This window comes from Nonomuraea mangrovi (assembly GCF_042681425.1).
Taxonomy (GTDB): domain Bacteria; phylum Actinomycetota; class Actinomycetes; order Streptosporangiales; family Streptosporangiaceae; genus Nonomuraea; species Nonomuraea mangrovi.
In genome coordinates, this window is record NZ_JBHUFV010000068.1 from 181,390 (window position 1) to 201,991 (window position 20,602).

The window sequence follows — 20,602 nt, forward strand, 5'->3', positions numbered from 1 at the left end:
ATCAGAGTGAGGAGGACCCTTCATGGTCACCAGCAGCCTGGGATCCGCTGCCGCGCATCGGACGAGGCCGACCGGGTGGGCTTTCCGGGCCGTTGTCAGCGCGCACGTGGTGGCGATCGTCGGCCAGCCGGTGTTCGCCGGGGTGTATCTGACCGGTGACTTCGACAGCCTGCGCCGGCACGCGGTCGGCGCCGACGTGGTCACCTCCATCGGCTACCTGCAGGCGATCGTGGCGATCATCGTCTGGGTCCGGCTGCGTCAGGCCTGGCCGTTCCTGGCCACGATGGCGGTGGTGGAGGCCGAGACGGTGCAGTACTTCGCCGGCTTGGACGGCGCGCTGTGGCTGCACATCCCGCTGGGCGTGATGACCGTCGCCGCGCTCGTCGTGCAGTTCATCGCGGTCTGGCGCCGGCCGCTCCAGCGGAGTACGCGTGCGCAGGGGGAGGGCCTCGATGCGTGAGCACGATGAGGGCCGGTCCGTCCGTGCCCGTGGCCTGACCAGGCGCCGGGTGCTGGGCATCGGCGGGGCGCTCGGGCTGATGGCGGCCACCGGGCTGTCGACCTCGGCCGCGCTGGCCCGCCGCCCGTCGATCACCGGTGCCGAGCTGCGCAGCGCTGTGCCGTTGCCGCCCGCCTTCCAGGTACCGTTGCCGCTTCCCGCTGTGCTGGCGCCGGTCAGCACAGCGGGTGGCACCGACCGTTACGAGATCACCCAGCGCGAAGCGAGTGCGGAGATCCTGCCCGGCGTCAAGACGCCGCTGTGGACGTACGAGGGCACCTTCCCAGGGCCGACGATCGAGTCGCGCCGCGGCCGGCCCATCACCGTGACGCACCGCAACGAACTGCCCGTGCCGACCGTCGTGCACCTGCACGGCGGACACACCCCGGCAGCCTCCGACGGATACCCGACCGACCTCGTCCTGCCCGAAGGCTGGCACGACGCCGCCATGCCCACCGGGCATGGCTCCGAGCATGGTTCGCACGGTATGCACGATCCGCGGGCCGTGGTGAGCAAGCTGACGAGGGACTACACCTTCCCGCTGGACCAGCGGGCGACGCTGCTGTGGTACCACGACCACCGGATGGACTTCACCGCCCCCGCCATCTGGCGGGGCCTGGCCGGGCTGCACATCGTCCGCGACGACGCAGAAGACAATCTCGGCCTGCCCGAGGGGCTCCGCGAACTGCCTCTCATGATCGCCGACCGCGCGTTCGCCGCCGACGGCAGCCTCGACTATCCCGCACTCGACCCCACCCTGCGGGAGCGGCCGGGCGTGCACGAGTCGTACCTCGCCGGCGTCCTGGGCGACGTGATCCTGGTCAACGGCGCCCCGTGGCCCGTACACGAGGTCGACACGGCCCGCTACCGGCTACGCATCCTCAACGCCTCCAACGCCCGCCACTACGAACTGGAAGCGGTCACCGACGACGGCCGCCGGCTGGACCTCGTCCAGATCGGCGCCGATCAGGGACTGCTCGCGACGCCGGTCACCCATCGGCTGCTGCCGATCGCATCCGCCGAACGCTACGACGTGATCGTCGACTTCTCCGGTGTCCCGGTCGGCAGCCGCGTCAGACTCATCAATCGGCTCGGCTCGGGCCGTACCCGCGACGTGATGGCCTTCCGCATCGCACGCCACGCCACCGACGACAGCCGCATCCCCCGCACGCTCTCCACCGATCTGCCGACCTGGCGGCGGTCGGACGCCGTCCAGGTGCGCGACTTCTCCTTCCGCGCCGGGCAGATGCGTGGCGATCACGGATGGCTGATCGGCGGGCTGCCGTTCGACCCCGCCCGCACCGATGTCACCGCCCGACTCGGCGATGTCGAAGTGTGGCGCCTGGTCGCCGACGTCCACCATCCCGTCCACTTGCACCTGGTCGGGTTCCGGGTGCTGTCGCGCAGCGGTCGCCCGCCGCTGCCACACGACGCGGGACTCAAGGACACCGTCTCCCTACGGCCGGGCGAAGCAGTGGAGATCATCACCCGTTTCGACGGCTACCGCGGCCGTTACCTCTTCCACTGTCACAACGCCGAACACGAGGACATGGCCATGATGGCCAACCTCGAGATCATCTAGGAGCCATCTGCCATGCCTGCCGATCCGGGGATCGTCATCATCGGAGCGAGCCTCGCCGGCACGAAGGCCGCCCAGGCCCTGCGCCTCGAGCACGGCTACGACGGGCCGATCACGCTCGTCGGCGACGAGCCCCACCTGCCCTACCAGCGCCCGGTCCTCTCCAAGGGCTACCTCCTGGGCACCTCAGGGGCCGCTGACCTCGACGCCCCTGTCACTGCGGGTAAATCATCCGTTTCCCGCCGAATGTCCTAGGGGTGATCAAGAATGGCGTGCCATGAGATGGATCGCAATCGCGACGGGCCACGAGCTGACCGTCGAGGGGACGCGGCGGCCGGTGCTCGCCTGCCGGACGGCCGCGGGCCGCGTGCTGGCCAAGGTGCCCGCCAACGTCAGGAAGGATCCGACCGCGGTACGGCTCGCCGCCCTCTGCGACCGGCTCGGCGAGCACGCGCGGGCGGTGCACGACCGGGTCGAGTCCTGGATGGTGCGGTCGCTGCCCGTCCCGGCCGCGGTGTTCGCGGCCGTGTGGGACGATCCGGTGTGGCGCGAGACGCTCACCGACCTGGTCATCGCCCCGATCGTCGACGGCGCGCCGGACCTCGGCCGCTGCGCGCTCCTGCGCGAGGGCGCGTGGACGGGCGCGGACGCCTTCGCGATCCCGCACCCGCTGACGCTCGGCGACGAGCTGCCCCCCTGGCGGGGACGGAACCTCGCGCAGGTCGTTGAGCAGGTACGCCGCGAGGTGTGGACGCGTCCCGCGAGCATGGACCGTACGTTCGGCGTGGTCGACACCTTCGGATACATGGACGCCCGGTACGAGAGCGGCGCCGCGTTCGAGCGCCGCGTGCACGAGCTGGGCGGGCGCATCAAGGGAGACAGGGCGCGGTTCACCGTGCACGCGCCCGAGCCGCTCGGCATCGAGATCGACCTGGACTGGAGCGGGCCGATGAGCCCGGCCTCCATGGCGTGGCTGAGCTTCGCCGCGGGCGGCCGGGAGATCGGCGACATCGCCTGGTCCGAGGGCGTGCGCATTCTCATGGCTCTGTACGCGGACCGCACCGTGGACGAGACGGAGCCGGTGGTGGAGGCGGCCGAGGCGTACTCCCACTACTGCGACGCCCACCAAGGTGAGCCCGGCACCGTGGTGCCCTCCGGCATCACCGGCCCGACGCGCGACGTGCTGCTGCGCGCCGGGGCGGTGCTGCCGGGCGCGCCCGCCGGCTCCGACGAGGACATGTGCGTCGCCGTCCGCTACGAGCACTCCGTCCTGGACGAGCCGGTCGTCGAACTCGTCCGGCGCGCGGCCGTCGACGGCGACAAGGCCGAGAAGTCGCTGTACGACCTGGACCCGGTGGCGGAGACCGGCGTCGGCACCGTGCACGCGGGCCCACTCGGCTTCCTCGCGTCCGCCCTGCACCGGTACCCGGCGCACCGCGCCCGCATCCTGGCCGCGCACACCGACCTGCGGGCGGCCCGCGGCCTGGCCGCCCGCAAGCCCGGCCTCGCGCGCACCGCGCTCACCCGTACCGGCGACGACCTGGAGACGCACGCGCCCGAGCTGCTGCCGCCGTTCTACGAGGAGTGCGCGCGGATCCTGGCCGCCGCGGGCAGCGCCCGCTTCGCCGCAGCCTTCTTCGAGAAGGCCCGCGCCGCCGAGGACGCGCACGCGCTGCCGGTCGACGAGGCCGCGCTCGTCGCGGCGCACCTCGCCGCGGGACCGGACGCCGCAGGAACGGCCACGCTCAAGAAGCACGGCAAGCGGCTCGCCGCCCGCCATCCCGCCCCCGGCGCGTACCGCTGGCACCGCAGCCTGCTCACCGAGTGGTGCGAGGAAGTCCCGGACGGCGCGGACGGCGCGCTGGCACTGGCCGACGGCTGGGCGGCGCTGGCGAAGGCCGCCGGGCACGCGCTCGGCGGGCTCGAGGACGAACGCGCCGTACGGGCAGTGCTGGAGAGCGGCTGCATGGACTCGGCACCGCAGGCCCTCTGGAAGTTCGTCCTTCCATTGCTCGGCCCGATGGCACGGGCGGACGCGGGCATCGGCCGCGCGCTCCTCGGCATCCTGCCGCTGCCCGCCAAGGACATCCCCGAGGCGAAGAGCGCGGCAGTGTCGGTCCTCCTCGCCAACCTCGCGGGCGCGGGCCTGACCGCCCCGTTCACCACGTCCCCCGGGCTGGCAGGAGCGGCGGCGAAGGACTGGCTCGGCCGCTTCCTGAAGCTGTACGCGGGGCTCGCACTCCCCGTCGCCGGTCTCGGCGACCTCCTGCACGACGCCGGTACGCGGCTGCGCGCGGAGGGCCTCACCTGCGACGACCATGAGGCGGTACTGGGAGTGGACGAGGACGAGGTCAACCGCTGGGAGGAGACCGCCGCCGACCTCCCGCTCCTCGATCTCCTCCTGGACCGCGGCGTCCCGCTCGCGCGGCCCCGGCTGCTGCACACGTTCAAGCTGTACGACCGGCTCGCCTCCGGAGCGGGCACCGACCTGGCCGCCGTTGCCGCCGACCCGGACTGGGCTCCGCTGCTGCGCGACGCGATCGTGGGCAACGTGACCAACCAGCTCAACGTCACCGAGCCCGCCGTCCCGAAGCAGACCGCCCCCGAGACCGTACGGGCCCTGACCGCGACACAGGGAACGGCGCAGATTGTCGCCGCCATCCTGGCCGAGCATGCCGAGCGGGTCCCAGGTCAAGGGCTTCCGGACGCGCACGCCGCCCTGTGCGACGCCGAACGGTTCACCATCGCCGGAGTCCCCGGCTTCCTCCTGGACAGCGTCCGGACGATCGCGACAGGGACGGACCCGGCCCGCGCCCTCGCCACCACGCTGGGCGGCGGCGTCCTCGACGAACTGGAGTTGCCCGCCTTCGTCCCCGGCCACGTCAACACCATCACCGACTACCTGGAAGAGAGCGGCACCGACCTGCTCCTGATCGAGTCCGGCCGGCTCTGGGAGCACAAGTTCCGCGCCTCCGTCGTCACACCGGATGCAGTCGGCCCGTCCCACGGCTTCGGCACGTACGAGCACATCTCCAGCCGGTCCCACGAACGGACCGAGGCGCGCGACCTCTACGACCGCTGCCTGATCGCGGTGAACGGCCGGGTGACCGTACTGAACCACGGCGGCCCGCACTGCCCGCACGGCAGCGCGCACCCCGCCGCCCGCCGTGTCGTACCGGCCGACGGCGAACGGGTCGCCTTTCCCGGTGGCGCCGAGGCCACCGTGTGGCGCGGCCAGGGCCGGATCATCGAGCTGCGGGACCCGGCCGGGCGGACCATCGGCCGCTACGTCCGCGGCTGGGGCAGGGTGCCCGAGCACGACGGTGCCGAGAACATCAGCACGGTCGAGCACCACCGCTACGCATCCGGGACCCGCCTGGTCGCGCCTCCCGGCCGGTGGTCGGCGATGCGGCCGCGCGACCCCCAAGGATCCAGGGCGCTGCGCGCCGTCGACGAGAAGAAGGCGCAGGCCCTGATCGACGTCGCGGACGCCGCGCTCGGCGCCGACCTCATGCGGGTGCTGGACCCCGAGAGCGGGTACCAGGAGAAGGACGCCGCCCGCGACGAGCTGGCGGGACGGCTCCACCCGCTCCTGCCGGAGATCACCGACGAGTCGCTCTGGAAGGGCGTCACGTTCCTGGTGTGGACGGCCGTCGAATGCCGCGAGCGCGCGTTCGCCCTGCTGGAACGCCTGGCGCAAGCCCCTCCGCCCCACCTGCGCCCGGCGCCCGCCTCCGCGGCCCCCACCGTCCGGTCCGAGAAGTCCCCCGAGCCGGACGATCCGGGGCCTGAGTCCGCGTACGAGAGGATCGTCCACTTCACCCGTGCCGCCGTCGATGTGCCGTACGACAAGAAGATCGCGATATTCAACGCCCCCGCCGTCAAGGGGGTCGAGAACACGCTGGGCCGCCTCGGCGCCGCCGTCCTGGAGGCCGCGTGGGGCAACGGCGGCGGGCGCCCGCAACTTCTGGAGTTGGCCGCCGTCCCCGAGCTCCTCCGTACCGACGGCACCTGGCACGTCGCCCGGCTGCGCCCGGAGTACGACCTCGGGCAGATCCGCTCGGGCAGCGGCCCCATCATGATCGCCGCCGTCGCCGACTACGAGCGGGTGGGGCACGGGTACGCCGTCACGGCGCTCCTCTACACCCCGGACGGCCCCAACCCACTCCTGTTCACCCGCAACCGCGCCGTCGAGCTGCGGACCTGCCGCGGCTGGGGCGACCAGGACCGGCTCCGGCGGGCGCTCGACCTGATCGCCGAGAACGGTCCGCCGCCCGTGGACCGGGAGGCGACCGTACGGGCGTTCGCCGAGGCCACCGGCCTGTCACCGGCCCAGTGCCTGATCCTGCTGTCCACCTCGGCCCGCACGCTCTCCTGGCCGGACGGCTGGGCGCGCGGCCGCGTCGCCGCCTTCCGCAAGGGCGACGCCGCCCGCGCCCGCGAACTCGACCTGACCGAGATCGAGCTGCGCATCGCCGCGCTCTCCCTGGAGGCGCTCACCACCACCGACGAGGCCGTCGAAGTCGTCGAGCTGCTCATGCCCGACGACCCCGCAGACCTCTGGCGTACGGGCCCCGACCTGGACCGGGCGGTCGCGTACTGGACGGAACGCCACCCGAGGCTCACCCCGCTCAGCACGGAGCAGTGGGTCACCCTCGCCTCCGGTGCCGAGGACGCCCTGGAGGCGCTGATCGCCCTGCTCGGCGAGCGTCCGTCCGTGCCGCCGCTGGGTCACATCGCCCGCGCTGTGAGGCTCCTGGCCGACCGCCTGCCCAAGGACCGCCCCGCCCGTACGACCGCCGCCGCTCGCCTGCGTGACCTGCGCGAACACGTCACCAGCCCGGACACGACCCTGCCCATCGCCGCCGGTGTCACCTCGGTCGCCGCCCTGGAACGAGCCGCCGGAGCGACCGCGGCCCACCTCCCGGAGAGCAGGCTCGCCATCGGCGAAGCCCTCACCCTGGAGCCCGCCGGAGACGGCTACCGCGTCCACCTCCGCCCGTCCCGCTGGTCCGACCTGGACGCGCTGGCCCCGGCCCTCCGCCGTGGCGGCGCCACCGATGTCGCCCTGGTCATGGAGGACCTGCGCTTCCTCCGTTCGTCCGCGCCGCTGGAGGCCGCGGCCCGGCTGGAGTGACGTTCCCGGCGGTGTGCGGGGGCCGGGGGCTGCTGCGCCCTGAGCAGCGCGACCAAGGTGTCATGCGGCTCCCGCGTGGCCCGTTCCCGTTCGCGCGCCACCAGCTGGGTCAGCGTGCTGATCCTGATTCATCACACTCATCTGCCTGGACATAGGGTTGGGCGGCATGGCGCTGCGACTTGTTCAGGTGAACTTCAAGGCTCGGGATGACTCGGCGCTCGGCCGGTTCTGGGCGCAGGCGCTCGGCTGGGGTGTTTCCAGCGAGGGACCCGGTGTGACCAACGTCGAACCCGTGGGCTTCGTCTGGCCGGACCCCGTCGCCGTCTGCGTCGATGTCGTCACCGTCCCGGACCCCGAAACGGTGAAGTACCGCGTGCACATCGATCTCGCCACCACCTCGGCGGCCCATCAGGCGGAGTTGGTCGCGCGCCTGAAGGAGCTCGGTGCGACGTCCGCCGATGTGGGCCAGGGCGACGTCCCGTGGACGGTCCTGGCCGACCCGGAGGGCAACGTGTTCTGCGTGCTGGAGCCCCGATCGATCTACCGGGACACCGGGCCGATCGCCCGTGTGGTGGTCGACTGCGCTGATCCGCGAGCCATGGCCCGGTTCTGGGGCGAGGCGATGGACTGGACCGTGCACGAGGTGACCGACGATCATGCGGTGCTACGTTCGGCCAAGGGCGTCGGGCCATATCTGGAGCTCCTTCGCACGCCCGGCGTGAAGACCGTGTGGAACCGTGTCCATCTCGACCTGATGCCGTACCGCGGTGACGATCAAGCGGCGGAGGTGGCCCGGCTGCGGGCTCTGGGCGCCACCGACGCCGACGTCGGCCAGGGCGATGTGTCATGGATGTGCCTCGCCGACCCGGAGGGCAACGAGTTCTGCGTCCTCACCCCGGGCTGACGCCACCGGCCGTTCGGTTGCTGCTCAAGCCCCGGGACATGCCGACCGTCCAGGAGGTCGATCGCCTCGGCCGCAACCTGCTGGAGGGAACCCATGAGCCTTCGGCGCTCGTGGGCATGCTGGAGACTTGGGTTCGCCATGACTGATCGGTTTCCGAGGGATCTGCCATAAGCCGATTTATTGGCCGCTCGTGTGCTGTGCCCCCTACTGTGTGGCGCGTGAAGTCAACGTTGATCACAGGGGGAGCGAGCGGCATCGGGTTAGCCCTCGCCAAGCGGCTGGTCGCGGACGGGCAGGCGGTCGCCGTCACCGGCCGGGACGAGGCCAGGCTCGCTGGGGTGCCCGGCGTGTTGCGCCTGCCGGGGGACGCCACCGACTACGACGCCGTACAGGACGCCGTGGCTGCGACCGTCAAGGAGTACGGCAGACTCGACCACGTCGTCGCCAACGCCGGCTTCTCCACCCACGGCCCGCTCACCGAGACCGACCCGGACCGGCTGCGCGACATGGTCCTCACCAACGTGCTCGGCCCCGCCCTGCTCGTGAAGGCCGCGTTGCCCGCGCTGCGCGAGACCCGCGGGCGGATCGTGCTGGTCGGCAGCGTCGCCGGATTCATCCACTCGCCGGGCAACATGTACTCGGTGACGAAGTGGGCGGTGACCGCGCTCGCCGAGAACACCCGCATGCTCGTGACCGGCGACGGCGTCGGCGTGACGCTGATCGCGCCCGGCCGCGTGGACACCTCGTTCTGGCCGGACGGCCGCCCCGCCGGGCCGCTGCTCACCGCGGACAACATCGCCGACGCCATCGCCTGGGCGCTGGCCCAGCCCGCGGGCGTGGACGTGAACACAGTCGTCGTGCGCCCGACCGGCCAGCCCAACTGATGTCCGCCCTCTACTCCCACTTTCTCCGGTAGCAGCATCGGAAGGCTCGCAGGGCTGAGCGACGGTGTGTTCGCCATCGCCATGACACTGCTGGTCCTGGAGTTGCACACGCCGGTGGTCGAGGCCGTGCACCACCAGAGCCCCATTCGGTGTGATGCTGCCGGCCAGCGTCACGTACGGGCACCGGGCCGGGCTGCTGAAGCCGGACGGTATCGTGCGCAGCCCTCATCCCGAGGGCCTTCCGGCTCCTGTTCGAAAGAAGCGGGTGGTGTCGTCATCGGCGGGAAAGTACGCCTCGACGGCGATCTCTTCCAGCGTGACGTCGAAGGCGGCGCCGAACGTCGTGACGGTGTTGATGAAACACAGCTCCGCTCCGCGATGGCGGATGCGGATGGGCAGCGCGATGTCGGCGGGATCGGGCGGTGCCGGATCACCTTCGGGGCCGTAGGACAGCAGTTCCTCATACAGTGCGCTCAGCTCCGCATCACCGGTGTGCGCCACCTGGCGGGCGAGCCGGGGCAGCAGGTAGGCACGGACCTGCCCGAGGTTGCACAGCCGTGATGCGAACCCACCGGGATGCAGGCCGAGCCGCATCATGTTGACCGGGGGCCGCAGCAACGACGCATCGACGTCCTCCAGGAAGACGTCGATCGCCGTGTTGGCCAACAGCAGGTTCCAGCGACGGTCTACGACCAGCGCCGGATACGGCTGGTGCCCCCGCAGGATCTGTTCCAGGACCTCTCGCGCCGAGGCCAACTGCGGATCGTCGAGCGGCCGCTCCCGCACGACGGGCGCGTGCCCGGCCGCGACCAGCAGGCGGTTGCGTTCCCGCAACGGCACGCCCAGATGCTCGGCCAGCCGTAACACCATCGCGCTGCTGGGAATGGTCCGTCCCGTTTCCACGAAGCTGACGTGCCGGGCGGACACCTCCGCCTGGATCGCGAGATCGAGCTGGGTGAGTCCTCTGCGGTGCCGCCACTCGCGCAGCAGCTCACCGACCGGCCGGTCCTGCATCATGCGGCGATTATGGCCCCGCCTCGTCGATCACCACGATTACATGCCATGTAATCGACAGGGCCGGGCGGCGGCTGGGACGGTCGCTGCATGAGCGAAAGCAGCAAGGCCGCGCGCAACAAGCAACTCGCCCTTCATGGCTTCACCGAGTTCGCGGCGGGCAACATCGATGTGCTCCGCACCCTCCTGCACGAGGACTTCATCGAGCACAGCCCGGGAAACCCCTCCGGGCGGGAGGCGTTCATCGCGTTCATCGCCGAGGCTCCGGTGGCTCGCGCCCGGCTCGATCTCAAGCGGGTCATCGCCGACGACGATCACGTGGTGATGCATTACCGCATGGCCACGGCCGACGACCCGCGCGGCATCGCCGTCGTCGACATCTGGCGGCTGGTCGACGGGCAGATCGTCGAGCACTGGGATGTCGTCCAGCCGGTGCCGGAAGCGGCGCAGGTTCCCCACGGGATGTTGTGAGCGGACGCCGCGCTTGGAGTCGTGACCTCTCGACGATGGTTCTCGTCCTCGGGCGTGTGCAGGGCGGCGACAGCCGGACACCACGGCCGCCCATGCCCGTCATCGAGCCGACGGTCGGCCGGAAAGCCTCGGTGAGTCCGATCGCGCCGGTGCCGATCGTGGCTCATGCCGCGCCGTGGGAATTCTGAACCTTCCCAGGAGGTCTTGAGGGGCTCAGCTGACAAGGAGGTTGCGGGCTCGCAGGTCCGAGATGAGGGTGGGCGACAGCGCGGGACAATCCTGCACGATGACCTCCTTGAGGGAGGGCAGGTCGACGAGGGTTCCCAGGTCGGTCAGCGCGGGGCAGCCGTAGAGGTCCAGCGTGCGCAGGGCAGGCAGGTTCATGGGTTCGCCGAGGGTGCGCAGGTCGGTGAAAACCACATCGAGGCGCTCCAACTGCCAGAGTCCGGAGAACGGTGTGAGGTCGCTGAGCTGGTTCAGGCCTTGAAGGGTCAGTTCACGCAGGGCGGGCATGTGGGCGAGGGCGGAGAAGTCTCGCAGGTCGTCCGCGTAGCACAGCTCGACCTCCGTGATCGAGGGGTGCCCCTCGAGCCCGTCGAGTGAGGCGAGCTTCTGGAATTTGTCGATGGCGACTTTGCTCAGGGCGGGCAGGCGCGAGAGCGGGCGCAGGTCAGGGAGCGGCGCGCTCGGCAGGCCGAGGCTCGTGAGGTGGGGATGGTGACCGAGGCCGTCCAGGCTCTTCAGGTTGGTGCACCCGCTGAGCCACAGCCTGCGCAGGGCGGGCATGGCGGCGATGCCGTCGAGGCTGGTCAGGCGGGGACAGTGCATGGCCAGCTCGGTCAGGGAGCCGAGGTCGCGCAGTCCGGCGATGGTTCGGATCTTGGTGCGGGACAGCTCCAGTTCGGTCAGGCGGCGTAGTCCGGACAGAGGCTGCACGTCCTCGATGAACCGGCAGTTGTCGAGACTGAGGTATTCCAACTCCGGGAAGGCGTCGCCGACTCCTTCGACGCTTTTCACGCCGCTGCTGCGCAGATCGAGTCGGCGCAGGCCGGACAGGCCGAGCAGAGGGGAGAGGTCGGATACCCCGCGGCAGCTCGTGAGGCTGAGGTTCTTCAGCGCGGTGAGTCCGGCCAGCGGTGTGAGGTCGGTGATGGCCGCGCAGCCGTCCAGGTCGAGGTTGGTCAGTCCGGTGAGCGCGGCGAGTTCGGAAAGGTCGGCCAGGTTCTTGCAGTGGTCCAGGTGCAGGGACCGCAGCATGGTCAGGTGGCGCAGGCCGGTGATGGAGTCGCGCTTGCGCAGCTGTAATGCGGTACGGCCTTCGGCGGCGAGGGCGGGGGCGAGGATGCGCTCGGCGAAGCCGTCCGGGGACGGCGCCTGGAACCAGAGTGCGAGCAGCATGTCCATGGACGGTTCGGCGATCTCGGCGAACTCGACGGCCAGCGCGAGGGCCTCGTCCCGGCCGTCGAGCACGAGCGTGCGGACGGCTTTCCACGCGCGGGTGGGGGAGGCGGAGGCCAGCAGGCGACGTTGGGCGGTCAGGTCTGGGGGTTCCGGCTTGATCGTCATGCCACGACACCATACGGCGGGGCACCGACGTCCGATCAAGAAAGTGATCACAACAGCGGGGCGGGGTGGCGTCAAGAAACGCGCCAGCCGCCAAGGTGGGTCTGCGCTGGGCTTTCGGAGGGACGGAACCGGCTGGTCATCCGGGCCGACGTCTTCCGGCAGGCACTCGCCTGATCGGGGTCTTGAGCGCGGGACGCCGGCCTGACCTCCTGCTCCTACGACGAGCAGAGCGAAGGATTCTGAGAGCACCACCCGACTCAAAGGCCTCCTATGATCGGTAGATGCCCCTCGGTCATATCGGCATGAACGTCAGCGATCTCGTCCGCGCCAAGGCGTACTACGACGAGTTCCTGCCCCAGGTCGGCTTCGAGAGCTTCTTCGCCGCCGCCGACGAGTTCTCCTACCGCCCGGCGGACGGCAAAGCGGGCACCTATCTGTTCTTCTACCCCGCAGCGGAGGACGGCGGTTATTCACGTCACCGTCCCGGCCTGCAGCATCTGGCCTTCATGGTGAAGACACGCCAGGAGGTAGACCGCCTACACGAGTGGGCGGCTGCCCAGGGCGCGACCGTACTGCACGCGCCTCAGGAGTTCCCGCAGTACGGCCCCGCCTACTACGCCACGTTCTGGGAGGACCCCGACGGCGTCATGCTGGAAGTGGTCTGCCACCGGTAGCCCTGTGCTCAGGATCGTGAGGCTGCCACCTGCGGGCCCTCCGCTCGGGTCGGTGCGATGAGCCCCGACCTCCGATCACAAGTTGATCATTCGCCTCGGTAGTGGTGGGGCGTCGGGGTGGAATGGCTGTTATCCGGCGATCTTCTGCGCCCTCTGCCCGTCCGCCCGGACAGCGGCCGCCCTGGTCGATGTGATGGTGGGCGCTCCCCGGCCGCGCTGCTGATCGGTCCGGCGGCCCGGGGCCGCCACGGCGCGCACGCACTGCTGAGCGGCCCGGCCGTACCGGTCGACCGGCTCCCGCGAGCCAGGCCGCTAATTCGTATTAGCTTATTGACACGCACAACCCCGTTGAGTGACCGTGAGCGCCATGCTCAATCGCCGAACCCTCCTGACCGGCGCCGGGGCGGCCGCCTTGTTCGCCGCCCTGCCGACCGGCCGCGCCGAGGCCCTCGCGCTCGCGACGCTGCCTCCCGGAGCCCCCGACCGCCGCCTCTTCGCACCCGCCGAGCAGCGCTTCGCGACCTACCTGACCACCCTCGCCCCGATGGTCCACGACATGGACGCCTCCGGATTCCTCGCCGGCGGCTGGTGGCGCAACCCGGCAGCGCCGTACAACGCCCGCGTGCAGGAGCACGTCTACACGCTGGCCTGGTTCCTCACCCAGCAGCGGGCCTGGAACCCGTACTCGGGAGAACCGGCGCTGCAGACCGCCCTCGACGCGGGACTCGGCCACTACCTGAGCCTGCAACACGCCGACGGCTCGTTCCCCGAGTACTCCAGGGGCGAGCACGGCCTCGCACCCACCGGCTTCGCGCTGGGGTATCTCAGCAAGACCCTCGCCCTGCTGCGCCGAGCCAACATCCTGCCCAGCCGCCAGGCCCAGTTGAGCGCGGCCCTCAACAAGGCGGCTTCCTGGCTGCTCGACGGGGCGAACCAGTCAGCCTGGCAGAGCAGGTTGGCCTTCGCCAACCAGACCATGGCCGGAGTCGCGGGTGCGGCCCTGACCCTGCGCCTGGACCCCGATCCGCCGCTGCAGCGGCAGCTCGCCGACGCCTTCGCCCGCATGGCCCAGACCGGCCAGAGCCCTGCCGGCTTCTTCTACGAGAAGTCGGGGCCGGACCAGAACTACAACTTCGAGGTCATGCTCCCGGAGATGGCCGATGCCTGGCGCCAGTCGGGCGATCCGCACATGGTGCAGATGGCCGCCAGGTACGCCGATTGGCTCGGCTACAACCTGCTTCGCGAGCCCGACGGGTCCGGCTGGTTGACCAACATCGCGTCGTCCTCGCGGACCAGTTCCCGCTTCTACGACGATGTCCGGCCCGACCCGGAGCGGACCGCGCTCGCCAACCAGTTCGTGCCGGAGGTGCCCGCGCTGGCCGCTTTCCTGTCCGCCCGGGAGGACCTGACCGCCGCCCGCGCCGCCTGGGCCGCGGATCCCTCACCGGTTCCCGTGCTGGCCAAGCAGGACACCTCGCCGCGCATCCTCACGCACGCCATCTACGGCGAGCGCTACCCGCTTCGCGCGGGCAAGGACGCGGCCATCGCCGGCCTGCCGTACCTTCGCTCCCATCGGTTCGAGGAGATCCGCAGCGACGACGGGCAGGAGTTCTTCTTCATCCGGCGACCCAACCTTTACCTGGGCGGCTATTTCGGCACCAGGCGGGCCTCCACTCTCTCCCGCACCGGGCTGAGCTTCCTGTGGCATCCGGTCGCCGGGACGCTCATCCAGTCACTGAACGACAACAACCACGCCTGCTGGGCGACGGTCTTCCCCGGCCAGCGGCCGGACGCCAACGGCCCCATGCCCGTGGAGTTCCTGGGCGGCGACCCCTACCGGCTGCGCTTCCACACGCCGGACTCCTCGGTGGTCACCGACGTCCGGATCACCGGCGGCCAGATCCGCCGCTCGGTCCAGGCGGTCTCGGCGGCCACCGAACAGATACCGATCGTCGTGCACCCCACCGATCGGGTCACGTTCGCCGACGGTACGGCCGCGCCGTACGGCGGCTCGGTGACCGCGACCGCGGACGGGCTCGAGCTGCGCCGTGCCGGGGGAGTGGTCCGCTTCAGCTGGGGTACGGCACGGCCGGCCACCTTCGCCGTCACCTCGGTGTCCTACCTCAGGGACGGCGAGCGGCGCCTGCACGTGCTTCGGGTGCCGCACGAAGGCGCCATCGAGGTCACGATCACGTTCGACTTCTGAGCATGTGCTAATTCGTATTACTCCCGCACCGCCTATTGACGGTGACGAAACGCATGCTTAACACTCTCTTCCACCGCTAATGCGCATTACCTCAGGGAAGGTGAGATGGGACGCATCACGCAGCGCGACATCGCCCGGCTCGCCGGCGTCAGCCAGACCACGGTCTCGCTGGTGCTGAACAACCGTCCAGGAGCCGAGACGAGGATCCCCGCGGAGACCAGGGATCGGGTGCTGCGCGTCATCAGGGAGACGGGTTACGTGGCCGATCCGCTGGCGCGGCGGCTGGCGGCAGGCAGGAACCGGATCCTCGGCGTTTTCACCTACGAGCCGGTCTTCCCGAGTGCGACGGGGGACTTCTACCACCCGTTCCTCGTCGGCATCGAGGAGTCCGCCGAGCAGGTGGGCTGCGATCTGCTGTTGCTGACCAGCGCCCCGCTGGTGGACGGCCGCAAGCGCATCTATCACCAGGACCACCGCCTGCGCCTGGCCGACGGCTGCGTCCTGCTGGGCCGGGAGCTCGACCGCGAGGAGCTGGCCCGGCTGGTCGCCGAGGGCTATCCCTTCGTCTCGGTGGGCCGCCGCGATGACGCCGGGGGCCCGATCTCCTACGTCGGCGCCGACTACGGCAGCGCGGTGCGTGAGCTGGTGGAGCAGGCCCGCAGCCTAGGTCACGAAAAATTCGCGTATGTCGGGCACGGCGCCGGCCCCGAGTCGTTCGCCGACCGCCATCGCGGATTCAGGGAGGGGACGGCGGGGCTGCAGGCCGTCACCCTTCCCCCGGCCGATGCCGAAGGCGTGCTGCTCACCGGCGCCACCGCGATCTTCGTGGAGGAGTACGCCGACGGCGCGGTCATCCTCCAGGCAGCCAAGAGGCGCGGCCTGGCCGTACCGGGAGACCTGTCGATCGTCACGCTCGGCGATCCCACCAGGCCCGCTCCGACCGATATCGACTTCACCGGCTTCCGCATCCCCCGTGCAGAGATGGGGCGGCAGGCGGTGGAAGTCCTCACCGAACTCATCGAGGGCAGCGGCCCGGTCCAGCGGCTGCTCCCGTGCGAACTCGTCAAGGGCTCGACCCTGGGAAGGAATGACGTTGCGTGAGCTGAGCACCGAGGTGCTGGTCGTCGGAGGCGGCCTCGGGGGAGTGGCAGCGGCGCTCGCGGCGCTCAGAGCCGGAAGACAAGTGGTTCTGACCGAAGAGTACGACTGGCTGGGCGGGCAGCTGACCAGCCAGGGGGTGCCGCCGGACGAGCACACCTGGGTCGAGCAGTTCGGCGTCACGGTGAGCTACCGCGCGCTGCGCGACGGCATCCGCGACTACTACCGCCGGCACCTCCCCCTCACCGAGGCCGCGCGGGGATGGCGCGAGCTCAACCCCGGGGCCGGCTGGGTGAGCCCGATCTGCCACGAGCCCCGGGTGGCGCTGGCGGTCATCGAGTCCATGCTGGCTCCCTATCGCGGGAGCGGGCGGCTGTCCGTGCTGCAGCCGTACAAGCCGGTGGCCGCCGAAACCGACGGGGACCGTGTTCTTTCGGTACGGCTGCGCCACGGCTCGGACGAGGTCGTGGTCACCGCGCCCTACATCCTGGACGCCACCGAGACGGGTGAGCTGCTGCCGCTCACCGGCACGGAGTACGTCACCGGCTTCGAGTCGCAGACCGACACCGGCGAGCCGAGCGCTCCCGCCGAGGCGCAACCGCTCAACATGCAGGCGGTCTCGGTCTGCTTCGCGATCGACCACGTCGACGGCGACCACACCATCGACAAGCCGGCGTCGTACGACTTCTGGCGCGACTTCGAGCTGCCCTTCTGGGGCGGCAAGCTGCTGGGCTGGCGCAGCCCGAACCCGCGCACGCTGGAGATCGGCGAGCGCGGCTTCACTCCCAACCCGGACGACGACCCGCTGCTGGTCCGCGCCGACCAGCGGCGCAACCCCGGCGACGGTAACCTGTGGACCTTCCGCCGGATCGCCGCCCGCCGCCTGTTCACTCCGGGCGCCTACGCCAGCGACATCTGCCTCGTCAACTGGCCGATGATCGACTACGTGCTCGGCCCGGCCTTCGACGTGCCCGACGCCGCCGAGCACGTGGCCGCCGCGCGCGAGCTGTCCCGGTCCGTCCTGTACTGGCTGCAGACCGAGGCCCCGCGGCCCGACGGCGGCACCGGCTGGCCGGGACTCAGGCTCCGCGGTGACGTGACCGGCTCGGCCGACGGCCTGGCCCAGGCGCCCTACATCCGCGAGTCACGCCGCATCCTGGCTGAGCACACCGTCATCGAGCAGGACGTGGTCAAGGGGGCCCGCTACGGCGATTCGGTCGGCATCGGCATGTACCGCATCGACCTGCACCCCTCGACCGGCGGTGACAACTACATCGACGTGCCGAGCGCTCCTTTCGAGATCCCGCTGGGCGCGCTCATCCCGCGGCGGGTGGACAACCTCCTGCCCGCCGGCAAGAACCTCGGCACCACGCACATCACCAACGGCTGCTACCGGCTGCACCCCGTCGAGTGGAACATCGGCGAGGCCGCGGGCGCGCTGGCCGCCTTCTGTCTGGACCGGTCGGTGCTCCCGCGCGCCGTCCGGAACGATCCAGACCTTCTGGCTTGCTTCCAGGATCGTCTGGAAGCGCAGGGAATCGAGCTCCGCTGGCCGGAGATCTCCGGATATTAACCCCCTAGGAGTAGCGACATGCGCATCAAGGTGACCGCGCTCGGGCTGGCGGGTGCGCTGGCCCTCGCGGCCTGCGGAACTTCCGCGGAGCCGCAGGACGGCCCCGTCTCGCTGCGAATGACGATCTGGACCGGCAACGAGGCCCACCTCAAGCTGTTCAACGACATCGCGACCGAGTACAAGAAGACCCATCCGAACGTCTCGGTGAAGTACGACACCCTTCCGGTGGAGACCTACACGACCACGCTGACCACCCAGATCGCCGGCGGGAACGCGCCGGACCTGGCGTGGGTCTTCGAGAGTTCGGCCCCCGACTTCGTCAGCTCCGGCGCGCTGGCCCCCCTGGACAACCTGGTCAAGCCCGAGGAGTTCGCGCCCAGCACCACCAGGCTGTGGCAGAAGGACGGCACGCTTCACGCCTATCCCTTCTCCACCTCGCCTTTCGGTGTCTTCGTCAACGCCGACCTGCTCAAACAGGCCGGGCAGAGCGTGCCGGCGAAGGGGTGGACGTGGGAGGAGGCCGTCAAGATCGCGTCAGCCGTACAGGAGAAGACCGGCAAGGCCGGCCTGGTCGTGCGCGACTTCGACTACAAGGGCTGGGACAACCTGGCCTCCGTCTGGGGCGGTTGGGGAGCCGAGGCCTGGAGCGAGGACGGCAGGGCCTGCGGCTTCAACAAGCCCGAGATGATCGACGCGATGCGCTTCCTGCACAAGGCGATCTTCACCGACAAGGCCATGCCTGCCCCCGGCACCACCGCCGACTTCTTCGCCGGTGAGGCCGGCATGACGATCACCCAGATCTCCCGCGCCTCGCTGCTCAAGGACGGCGCCTTCGGCTGGGACCTGGTGACGCTGCCCACCGGCCCGAAGGGCCAGTACAGCGTGATCGGCCAAGCGGGCGTCGGAGTGATCAAGAAGTCCAAGAACGCCCAGGCCGCCGCGGACTTCCTGTCCTTCTTCACCAACCCCGACAACTCCGCCAAGCTCGCCCAGTTCTTCCCGCCGCCCCGGCAGCCGCTGCTGACCGCCGACTCGCTGGCCAAGAGCAACCCCCTGCTCAAGCCGGAGCAGCTCCAGGAGGTCGTGGTCGACGGCATCGCCGCCGGTCGCGTCAAGCCCAGCCACGCCGGGCAGGCGGAGCTCAGCCAGGCCGTGCGCGCAGGGCTGGACCAGCTGTGGCAGCCGAACGCCGACGTCGCGACGGTGATGAACGGCGTCTGCACCGCCATCCAGCCGATGCTGGCCAAGTGATGGCGCTGTCTCTGGCTCGCAGGGTGCAGACCACCAGCCGTGCGGGCTGGTGGACCACCCGGCGGCGCGACCACCTGCTCGGGTACCTCTTCATCGGGCCGCAGCTGGTGGGCAGCCTGCTCTTCGTCTTCCTGCCGCTGGCGCTGGTCTTCTCCTACAGCCTCAACGAGTGGAACGTCCTGGCCGACACCTTCAGCTTCGTCGGCGCCGACAACTACCAGCGGCTGCTGAGCGACCCCAACGTGCCGTCGGTGCTGACGGCCACGGGGCTCTTCTCCGTGGGGCTGGTCGTCTTCAACCTGTCACTGGCGCTGCTGCTGGCCGTCCTGCTGAACCAGCGGCTGCGCGGCACCACGGTGTTCAGGACGTTGTTCTTCTCCCCGGTGGTCGTCTCGCTCGTGGCGTGGACGATCGTGTGGGGGTTCCTCCTGCAGAAGAACGGCGGGATCAACGCGATCCTGCAGGTCGTCGGCATCGAGGGGCCCAACTGGTTGCGCACCGGCTCGTGGGCGATGGTCTCGGTGATCGTGGTCCAGGTCTTCAAGAACGTCGGGCTCAACATGGTGCTCTTCCTGGCGGCGCTGCAGGGCGTGCCGAAGGAACTGTTCGAGGCGGCCCGGCTGGACGGCGCTTCGGCGTGGACCCGGTTCCGGCGGATCACACTGCCGATGATCAGCCCGACCGTGCTGCTCACCTCGATCATCACGGTGGCCGGGTCATTGCAGGTATTCGCCCAGATCGCGGTGCTCACCCAGGGCGGTCCAGGCACCTCGACCACCGTGCTCGTCTACTACCTGTACCAGCAGGCCTTCCAGTTCCACCACTTCGGCTACGGGGCCACACTGTCGGTGCTGCTGTTCGTGATCGTGCTCGCCCTCACCCTGCTGCAGTGGCGCATGCGCAGGAGGTGGGTGTTCCATGAGGCGTAAGACGCTGCTGTACGGCCTGCTGTGCGTGCTCTGCGTGCCGTTCGTCTTCCCGACCTGGTGGATGGCCACCTCCTCGCTGAAGCCGGTGAGCGAGATCTTCGCCTTCCCGCCCTCGCCGTGGCCCGAGCGGCCGACTCTGGAGGCCTACCGACAGGTCTTCGAGTTGCAGCCGTTCGCGCAGCAGTACTGGAACAGCCTCCACATCGCCGCCGTCGTCACCGTCGGCACGCTGGCGGTCTCCGCGCTGGCCGGCTACGCCTTCGCGCGGATCCGCTTCCGCGGCTCGAACGTGCTGTTCGTGATCGTGCTGACCGGCCTGCTGATCCCGAGCGAGGTCACGATCGTGCCGCTGTTCCAGCTCTTCCACGGCTGGGGGCTGACCGACACGCACTGGCCGCTCATCCTGGTGCCGGTACTGGGCGCGCCGAGCGTGCTCGCCACCTTCATCATGCGGCAGTTCTTCCTCGTGCTGCCCCACGAGCTCGAAGAGGCCGCGGCCGTCGACGGCCTGGGGCGGTTCGCCACGTTCCGGCGCATCGGCCTCCCGCTGGCCCGCCCCGCCCTCGGGGCCGTGGCCATCTTCACCTTCCTGCACAGCTGGAACCTCTACCTGGAACCGATCGTGTTCCTCTCCAGCCCGGAGAAGTTCACCTTGCCCCAGGCGCTGACGCAGTTCGTCGACGCCTACGGCGGTCCCATGTGGAACGTCCAGCTCGCGGCGGCCTCCATGACGGCGCTGCCGGTGCTGGTGGTCTTCGTCCTGGCCCAGAAGCAGTTCGTCGAGGGCCTGGCCCACACCGGTCTGAAGGGGTGAAGG

At 70.3% G+C, this 20,602-nt stretch carries 16 protein-coding genes and 1 pseudogene; 15 read left to right on the top strand and 2 right to left on the bottom strand.

Features of this window, described 5'->3' with window-relative positions:
- The first annotated feature begins 109 nt into the window (after positions 1-109).
- The 7 genes and pseudogenes from ACFSKW_RS44620 to ACFSKW_RS44650 all read left to right on the top strand — a co-directional run.
- Positions 110-460 carry a hypothetical protein gene (locus tag ACFSKW_RS44620; RefSeq protein ID WP_379580670.1) on the top strand — a complete coding sequence of 117 codons (351 nt, stop codon included), beginning with the start codon at positions 110-112 and terminating at the stop codon, positions 458-460.
- Positions 453-2,081, top strand: coding sequence for a multicopper oxidase family protein (locus ACFSKW_RS44625; RefSeq protein WP_379580671.1), 1,629 nt, complete (start codon positions 453-455; stop codon positions 2,079-2,081). The genes ACFSKW_RS44620 and ACFSKW_RS44625 overlap by 8 nt, the downstream gene beginning before the upstream one ends.
- Before the next feature lie 12 nt (positions 2,082-2,093).
- Positions 2,094-2,333 carry an FAD-dependent oxidoreductase gene (locus tag ACFSKW_RS44630; protein WP_379580672.1) on the top strand — a complete coding sequence of 80 codons (240 nt, stop codon included), beginning with the start codon at positions 2,094-2,096 and terminating at the stop codon, positions 2,331-2,333.
- 22 nt (positions 2,334-2,355) lie between these two features.
- The gene (locus tag ACFSKW_RS44635; protein ID WP_379580673.1) at positions 2,356-7,215 is read left to right on the top strand and encodes a DUF4132 domain-containing protein; all 4,860 of its coding nucleotides are present in this window, start codon (positions 2,356-2,358) and stop codon (positions 7,213-7,215) included.
- A 166-nt stretch (positions 7,216-7,381) separates the two neighbouring features.
- Positions 7,382-8,119 carry a VOC family protein gene (locus tag ACFSKW_RS44640; protein ID WP_379580674.1) on the top strand — a complete coding sequence of 246 codons (738 nt, stop codon included), beginning with the start codon at positions 7,382-7,384 and terminating at the stop codon, positions 8,117-8,119.
- 218 nt (positions 8,120-8,337) lie between these two features.
- On the top strand, positions 8,338-9,003 hold the full coding sequence (locus ACFSKW_RS44645; RefSeq protein WP_379580675.1) for an SDR family oxidoreductase: 666 nt from the start codon (positions 8,338-8,340) through the stop codon (positions 9,001-9,003).
- 54 nt (positions 9,004-9,057) lie between these two features.
- Positions 9,058-9,114: pseudogene (locus tag ACFSKW_RS44650) on the top strand (TMEM175 family protein); the annotation flags it as partial.
- Between the two features lie 114 nt (positions 9,115-9,228).
- On the opposite strand, the gene ACFSKW_RS44655 reads toward ACFSKW_RS44650, so the two are convergent.
- The gene (locus tag ACFSKW_RS44655; protein WP_379580676.1) at positions 9,229-10,020 is read right to left on the bottom strand and encodes a helix-turn-helix domain-containing protein; all 792 of its coding nucleotides are present in this window, start codon (positions 10,018-10,020) and stop codon (positions 9,229-9,231) included.
- Positions 10,021-10,107: 87 nt separating this feature from the next.
- Here ACFSKW_RS44655 and ACFSKW_RS44660 point away from each other — a divergent pair, with 87 nt between their 5' ends.
- Complete coding sequence (locus ACFSKW_RS44660; protein WP_379580677.1) at positions 10,108-10,488, top strand: nuclear transport factor 2 family protein; 381 nt, start codon at positions 10,108-10,110, stop codon at positions 10,486-10,488.
- 213 nt (positions 10,489-10,701) lie between these two features.
- Here ACFSKW_RS44660 and ACFSKW_RS44665 read toward each other — a convergent pair whose 3' ends face one another.
- Entirely contained in the window at positions 10,702-12,054 is a 1,353-nt protein-coding gene (locus ACFSKW_RS44665) for a leucine-rich repeat domain-containing protein (protein ID WP_379580678.1), read from the bottom strand.
- Positions 12,055-12,335: 281 nt separating this feature from the next.
- Here ACFSKW_RS44665 and ACFSKW_RS44670 point away from each other — a divergent pair, with 281 nt between their 5' ends.
- The 7 genes from ACFSKW_RS44670 (at position 12,336) to ACFSKW_RS44700 (ending at position 20,599) form a co-directional block, all read left to right on the top strand.
- Positions 12,336-12,728, top strand: coding sequence for a VOC family protein (locus tag ACFSKW_RS44670; RefSeq protein WP_379580679.1), 393 nt, complete (start codon positions 12,336-12,338; stop codon positions 12,726-12,728).
- Positions 12,729-13,095: 367 nt separating this feature from the next.
- Positions 13,096-14,934 carry a prenyltransferase/squalene oxidase repeat-containing protein gene (locus tag ACFSKW_RS44675; RefSeq protein ID WP_379580680.1) on the top strand — a complete coding sequence of 613 codons (1,839 nt, stop codon included), beginning with the start codon at positions 13,096-13,098 and terminating at the stop codon, positions 14,932-14,934.
- A 105-nt stretch (positions 14,935-15,039) separates the two neighbouring features.
- Positions 15,040-16,035 carry a LacI family DNA-binding transcriptional regulator gene (locus ACFSKW_RS44680; protein WP_379580681.1) on the top strand — a complete coding sequence of 332 codons (996 nt, stop codon included), beginning with the start codon at positions 15,040-15,042 and terminating at the stop codon, positions 16,033-16,035.
- Positions 16,022-17,605 (top strand): FAD-dependent oxidoreductase, encoded by a 1,584-nt coding sequence (locus tag ACFSKW_RS44685; protein ID WP_379580682.1) that lies wholly within the window; start codon positions 16,022-16,024, stop codon positions 17,603-17,605. The genes ACFSKW_RS44680 and ACFSKW_RS44685 overlap by 14 nt, the downstream gene beginning before the upstream one ends.
- An 18-nt stretch (positions 17,606-17,623) precedes the next feature.
- Positions 17,624-18,856 carry an ABC transporter substrate-binding protein gene (locus tag ACFSKW_RS44690; protein ID WP_379580683.1) on the top strand — a complete coding sequence of 411 codons (1,233 nt, stop codon included), beginning with the start codon at positions 17,624-17,626 and terminating at the stop codon, positions 18,854-18,856.
- On the top strand, positions 18,856-19,785 hold the full coding sequence (locus ACFSKW_RS44695) for a carbohydrate ABC transporter permease (protein ID WP_379580789.1): 930 nt from the start codon (positions 18,856-18,858) through the stop codon (positions 19,783-19,785). Before ACFSKW_RS44690 ends, ACFSKW_RS44695 begins: the two co-directional genes overlap by 1 nt.
- Complete coding sequence (locus ACFSKW_RS44700) at positions 19,775-20,599, top strand: carbohydrate ABC transporter permease (RefSeq protein WP_379580684.1); 825 nt, start codon at positions 19,775-19,777, stop codon at positions 20,597-20,599. The genes ACFSKW_RS44695 and ACFSKW_RS44700 overlap by 11 nt, the downstream gene beginning before the upstream one ends.
- The last annotated feature ends 3 nt before the right edge of the window (positions 20,600-20,602 follow it).